This is a genomic window from Mesorhizobium xinjiangense, from assembly GCF_009749525.1.
Taxonomy (GTDB): Bacteria; Pseudomonadota; Alphaproteobacteria; order Rhizobiales; family Rhizobiaceae; genus Mangrovimarina; species Mangrovimarina xinjiangensis.
Genome location: NZ_WOAC01000033.1, coordinates 36,325 through 42,324 on the forward strand (window position 1 = coordinate 36,325; position 6,000 = coordinate 42,324).

Sequence of the window (6,000 nt, forward strand, 5' to 3'; positions counted from 1 at the left end):
TGTGGAAGGAAAACAAAGGAATGAACCTATTCGGCACCATCAGGGCCCCGCGGGAACTGATCTTCGGATACGACCAGCGCAACTCCCTGGGCCGTGTCGCCAGTAAGCTCGGGCGTCGGGCGCTGGTCGTCACGGATGCACGGCTGACCTCGGACCTGCATTTTCTGGCGATGATGAACCAGCTGGAGGCAGCGGGTGTTGGCTTGCGGATCGATGGCTCGACGCTGCCGGACGTTCCGGTCGAGTCGGCCATCGCCTGTGCTGTGGCGGCACGCGATTTCGCTCCCGATCTCGTTGTCGGCATCGGAGGCGGCTCCTGCCTCGACATGGCGAAATGCGTCGCTGTTCTGCTCACCCACGGAGGAAATCCGCGAGACTACTACGGTGAGCACAACGTGCCCGGCCCGGTCATGCCAATCATCGCCATTCCGACGACGGCGGGTACAGGCTCGGAGGTGACGCCGGTTGCGGTGCTTTCAGATGCCGAACGCAACCTCAAGGTGGGCATCTCAAGCCCGCACATCATCCCGACAGCATCGATATGCGATCCCGAACTCACCCTCACCTGTCCACCAAGCCTGACCGCGATTGCCGGTGCGGATGCGCTGACACATGCGATCGAGGCATTTACCGCCATACGGCGCGAGCCGCTGCCGGGCCTCGCACAGGAACGCGTTTTCGTCGGCAAGAACGTCTTTTCGGATCACTTTGCGCTGCGGGCCATATCGCTTCTTTGGCAAGGGCTTGAAGCTGCCTGCATGAACGGCGCCGACACCGCCGCCCGCGAGAAGGTGATGATGGGCGCCACGCTGGCCGGACTTTCCTTCGGCGTGGCCGGCACCGCCGCCGCGCATGCCATCCAGTATCCGGTCGGCGCGCTCACCCAGACGGCCCACGGAGCGGGGGTCGCCTGCCTGATGCCGTACGTCATGAGCTGGAACAAGCCGGAAATCATGAAAGAACTCGGCGAAATCGCCAATGCGGCAGGCCTTGGCAGCGCAGACGAGGTGATTCCGGCCATCGCCAGTCTTTTTGCCCGCATTGGCATACCATCGACATTGCGCGAACTCGGTCTCCAGGACGACCGCCTCGACTGGGTGGCCGAGCAAAGCTGCGGCATTTCCAGGCTGATCGAGAACAACCCACGCCCCCTGGCCTTGCCCGACATGCGCAGGCTGGTTGCCGCGGCCCATAGCGGCGACACCTCACTGCTCGACTGACATTCAGAGGAACATCGACAATGACCCTCCACACCAAGATCTCCGGTTTCGCCGACCCTTCCCTCCATGCGCACGGTCTCTATATCGGCGGACGATGGGAGAAGGGCTCGGGCATCCCCGTATTCGATCCATCGACCGGCAACGTGCTCGCCGAAGTCCCCGACGCTACGGTCGACGATGCGATGCGCGCCGTCGATGCCGCCGAGGCAGCCGCGCAGACATGGCGAGCGACGCCCGCGCGCCAGCGCTCGGAGGTCCTGCGCAACTGGTTCGCCCTGATGAGCGACCATGCAGAGGAACTGGCGGTTCTGATCGCACTGGAAAACGGCAAGGCTCTGCCCGACGCCCGCGGCGAGGTGGCCTATGCCGCGGAGTTCTTCCGCTGGTATGCCGAGGAAGCCACCCGCATACCCGGCGAGTTCCGGCACACCCCGTCCGGTTCGCACAACATTCTGGTCGATCACGAACCCATCGGCATCTCGGTGCTGATCACCCCGTGGAATTTCCCCGCAGCCATGGCGACACGCAAGATCGGCCCGGCTCTCGCCGCCGGCTGCACGGTCATCCTCAAGCCTGCATCAGAAACGCCGCTCACCGCCTATGCCATGGCACGGCTGGGTGAACAGGCCGGCGTACCGGCAGGCGTGGTCAACGTGCTGACCACCAAGGATCCGGGCGCAGTCACCAATGCGATGCTCGCCGATCCGCGCATACGCAAGCTTTCCTTCACCGGCTCGACCGGCGTCGGACGCCTTCTTCTGGCCGAAGCGGCGAAGTCGGTCGTGAGCTGCTCGATGGAACTGGGCGGCAACGCACCATTCGTCGTCTTTGATGACGCCGATCTCGACGCCGCGCTCGACGGTGCGATGATCGCCAAGATGCGCAATGCCGGCGAGGCATGCACCGCCGCGAACCGGTTCTACGTCCAGAGCGGCATCCATGACGCCTTCGTCGAGGGTCTGACGAAGCGCATGGCGGCGCTGACGATCGGTGCCGGTTACGACCCCGCCACCCAGTGCGGCCCGATGATCACGAAAAAGGCCGTTCAGAAGATCGACCACCTCGTCTCCGAGGCGATCAAGCACGGTGCCCGTGCCACGACAGGCGGCACACCCCTGCCCGGCAACGGCTATTTCTACCCGCCGACCGTACTCGAGAACGCCCCCGTCGATGCAGCCATAGCTCACGAGGAAATCTTCGGTCCCGTGGCGCCGGTCTATCGCTTCGAGACCGAGGAACAGGCGATCGAGCTCGCCAACAACACGGAATATGGCCTGGCCGCCTACGTCTACACTCGGGATTTGAAACGCGCCATGCGTGTCGGCAAGGGCATCGAGACCGGCATGCTCGGCATCAATCGCGGCCTGATGTCCGACCCGGCTGCGCCATTCGGAGGCGTCAAGCAGAGCGGCCTTGGACGAGAGGGCGGCGTCACCGGCATACTGGAATTCATGGAAGCCAAATATTATGCCGTTGAGTTCTGAGACCCGGGGGAGAATCGAATGGCTGGCAAAGACCTCTATCTCATCCGCGATTTTGTGCCGGACTTCGATGCCATTGCGGCTGAGTTTGCGGCACGCAGCCGCGAGTTTTCGGCACGCGCAAGGATGTGCACCGACATTGCCTATGGCGCGCGGCCGCGCGAGACGCTGGACATCATCATGCCCGACGATGCGGTCAAGGATGCGCCTCTGCACGTCTTCGTGCATGGCGGCTACTGGCGCTCCGGTGAAAAGGCGGATTATCGCTTCGTCGCCAGTCCGGTGCTGGCCGCCGGTGGCATTGCCGCTCTGGTGGAATACGACCTGATGCCCGGCCAGCGGCTGCCGGTCCTGGTCGATCAGGTCCGGCGCGCGGTGCTGTGGCTGCAGGAACACGCCGCCAGTTTCGGCGCCGACCCCTCGCGCATATCCGTCAGCGGCCACTCTGCCGGCGCGCATCTGGCCTCATATCTTGCGGCAAGCGCTCCGGGAGAGGCGGGCGCCGCGGTCTTGCCAGCTCTCAAGGACATGCTGCTGTTGAGCGGCATATACGATCTGTCGGGCATTCCCGACAGCTTTCTGCGCCACGAAGCCGAAATGACCCACGCGGAAGCCGCCGCGTGGTCGCCCCTTGCCTCTACGCATCATGCCGGTCCACGCCGCACACTTACTTATGGAACTGACGAAACAGCGCCTTTCCATGAGCAGGCGCAAAGCCTTCACGCCAAGCTTGGAGACGAAGGACTTGAGACCGAACTGCTGCCTCTGCCGGCACTCAACCACATGAGCGTGGTGCTCGATTTGGGCAATGTGGACGGCCGGCTCGGACGGCGGATAGCCGACATGGTGGCAGCGGACTGACGCATCTCCGAGGCGTCTATCCGGTGACGTTGCGCCTTATGAACAGCGAGTCTATCGCGGATCGGGTGCGCCCCAGCCGCCACCATTGGCAGTCCGCACGACGATCTCGTCGCCTGGCGCGATGACGAGGCCGCTGACGAAGGCATGGTTCTCCACCCGGCCGTCCACCCGCCGCACCGATAGCGAATTGGTGCCGCCTGGGCGTCCCCCTTCCAGCGACCAGACCGGCTGCTTGTTGCGGCTGTAGCCGGCCGAAACGACCGGGTTTCCGCGCGGGCGATAGCTGACCGACAGGCCCTTGCCGCCGCTGTGCCTGCCCCTGCCCTCCTCGGCCTCGTTAAGGCGTTTGTAGGTGACGTCGATGCCGTAGCGCGCCTCGCAGATCTCCACGGGGCAGTTGAATGTCTCGCCGTGGCTGGCCGAATACATCGCATCGAGGCCGTCGCGCTCGGCGGTCGCTCCCCAGCCGCCCATCTGCGGCTCGACCATGGTGAATGCGCGCCCGGTGTCGGGATGCCGTCCGGCAATGACGGTGCCGCAAATGGAGGCGAAGTGGCCGGCAGGCAGGCGCTCGGGCATCGCCCGTGCCATGCATTGCCACAGCATGTCGTAGAGCCTGATGCGCGTCTCGAAATAGTAGCCGTGCGGCGCCGTGCCGGTGGCGTGAAAGACCGAGCCCGGCTCGGTGATCACCTCCAGGGCACGGAAGGAGCCGGCATTGGCGAACAATGTCGGGTCGGTCAGCGCCTTGAAGATCATCTGGGCCGAGATCACGGCCCCGTCGCGGCTCGTATTGTAGGGCGCGGCGCGCTGCTCGCAATTGCCCGTGAGGTCGACGACGAAACGGTCGTCGCTCATTGTGATGGCGGCTTTCCAGACGGCGCCGTCGTCCTGTTCCTCCTCGATGCGGTAGGTGCCGTTGGGCAGGGTTGCCAGGCCGGCGCGGCCGCGCCGCTCGCCTTCCTCGAACAGGTCCGCGAGCGCCGCCCGGTAGGCTTCGAGGCCGTAGGTCTCGACGAGCTGGACGATGCGTGTCTGCGCCTTGCGGCTCGCCGCCACCTGCGCCCACAGATCGCCGCGGACGAAATCCGGCAGGCGCGAATTCGCCGCGATGATGTCGAAGACGGATGCCAGGGGCTCGCCGCCCTCGAACAGCTTGACGGCGGGCAGCCTGAGACCCTCCTGGAAGATCTCGCTGACATCGACCGCCATCGAACCGGGGGTCCGGCCGCCGACATCGTTCCAGTGGGCGATGGAGGCGGTCCAGGCGACCAGTTCGCCTTCGACAAAGACCGGAAGGGCGATGACGACGTCGTTCAAATGGGTGACGCCGCCGTAATAGGGGTCGTTGGTGATGTAGCAGTCGCCCGGCCGGATCGCCTCGGCACCGTTCAGTTCGATGATGCACTTGACCGCCTTGTCGAGCACGCCGACGAAGGTGGGGATGGATGCGGGTGAAAGCCGACGAGCCAGTCCATATGCGATCCCGGCGCGAGGGCGACGAGGTCGGCGCCATGCGCCTTCATGGCGGCGCGCAGGCGGGAGAAGCGGTCGGCGGTCTGGTTGCTCATGGTTCTTGCGTTCCTTGGATTGAATGTCAGCTGAATTCACGCCGCTTAGCCGGTGTGCCCGTAAACCGCGCGGGCCCGCTCGCGCGTGATCAGCCCATTCCTGATGTCTTCTTCCACGGCGGCCTTGTCGCGCTCCTTCGGATCCGAATGGCCTCAACGCTCACACCCCTGAACGTGTCTGTGAAGGCGCGAAAGGCATATGTGGCATCAAGGTTGTCGTAGACTGCGGACGACGTTTCAGCGCTCGGCGTCTCATTCGAGAATTCGAGCGTGCCGATCCGGGTCTCGACACTTTCGGGCGAGGAGATCGATTGTATCGCCTTCTCCGAGACCTGGGCCGAAGCGGCGGGCGCAAGAATAAGGGACAGCGCGGTGGCAAGCGCAAGGGATCGTGTCTGCATATCAAGCCCCTTCGTTTGGCAAGGGGGCAATACCCGCCGCGCACTCTGCAGCACATCTGCAACATGATGGCGCACAAAACGAACCGCCGTCCGGCGTTGCCTTCGATCACCGGACGACGGTTCCGCCTTGCTGGAGCATGTCCCCCTCAAACGGAATCGCTTGAGCGAACGCGCGCTGGAGGGCGATGCAAGGGCATGCGCCGCACGGCAATCCCACCCTAGTGTGGTGGTTTTGAAGTTCGTTGCATTCTCGATATCAGGAGCCGGGACGAACTTCAAAACCAAAACCACACTAGATTCATAAACTTGCTGGTGTCCTCGCGATTCTGCAATTCGACTGGAGCTTGATATCAAATGAAACGAATTTCAGAATCGGGACACTAGGAGCCTGTCCAGATAGCTCCGGCATAGGGCTGTTGGCTGAACGATAGTGGGTTCATGCCGCTTGGGCGAGCTTGGTGAGGTT

Annotated in this window: 6 protein-coding genes; 3 read left to right on the top strand and 3 right to left on the bottom strand. The window is 63.8% G+C overall.

Annotated elements, in window-relative coordinates:
- The first annotated feature begins 20 nt into the window (after positions 1–20).
- The 3 genes from GM909_RS23900 to GM909_RS23910 are packed head-to-tail and all read left to right on the top strand — an operon-like array spanning position 21 to position 3,562.
- Entirely contained in the window at positions 21–1,220 is a 1,200-nt protein-coding gene (locus GM909_RS23900) for an iron-containing alcohol dehydrogenase (protein WP_157019930.1), read from the top strand.
- Between the two features lie 20 nt (positions 1,221–1,240).
- Positions 1,241–2,704, top strand: coding sequence for an NAD-dependent succinate-semialdehyde dehydrogenase (locus GM909_RS23905; RefSeq protein WP_157019932.1), 1,464 nt, complete (start codon positions 1,241–1,243; stop codon positions 2,702–2,704).
- An 18-nt stretch (positions 2,705–2,722) separates the two neighbouring features.
- The gene (locus GM909_RS23910; RefSeq protein ID WP_157019934.1) at positions 2,723–3,562 is read left to right on the top strand and encodes an alpha/beta hydrolase; all 840 of its coding nucleotides are present in this window, start codon (positions 2,723–2,725) and stop codon (positions 3,560–3,562) included.
- A gap of 51 nt (positions 3,563–3,613) precedes the next feature.
- Here the strand turns inward: GM909_RS23910 and GM909_RS23915 are convergent, their stop codons facing one another.
- The 3 genes from GM909_RS23915 to GM909_RS25890 form a co-directional block, all read right to left on the bottom strand.
- Positions 3,614–4,990: a hydantoinase B/oxoprolinase family protein gene (locus GM909_RS23915; RefSeq protein WP_198174383.1), complete on the bottom strand. Its 1,377-nt coding sequence runs from the start codon at positions 4,988–4,990 to the stop codon at positions 3,614–3,616.
- The gene (locus tag GM909_RS25885) at positions 4,954–5,133 is read right to left on the bottom strand and encodes a hypothetical protein (RefSeq protein WP_198174384.1); all 180 of its coding nucleotides are present in this window, start codon (positions 5,131–5,133) and stop codon (positions 4,954–4,956) included. The genes GM909_RS23915 and GM909_RS25885 overlap by 37 nt, the downstream gene beginning before the upstream one ends.
- Before the next feature lie 89 nt (positions 5,134–5,222).
- The gene (locus GM909_RS25890; protein ID WP_198174385.1) at positions 5,223–5,825 is read right to left on the bottom strand and encodes a hypothetical protein; all 603 of its coding nucleotides are present in this window, start codon (positions 5,823–5,825) and stop codon (positions 5,223–5,225) included.
- Between the last annotated feature and the right edge of the window lie 175 nt (positions 5,826–6,000).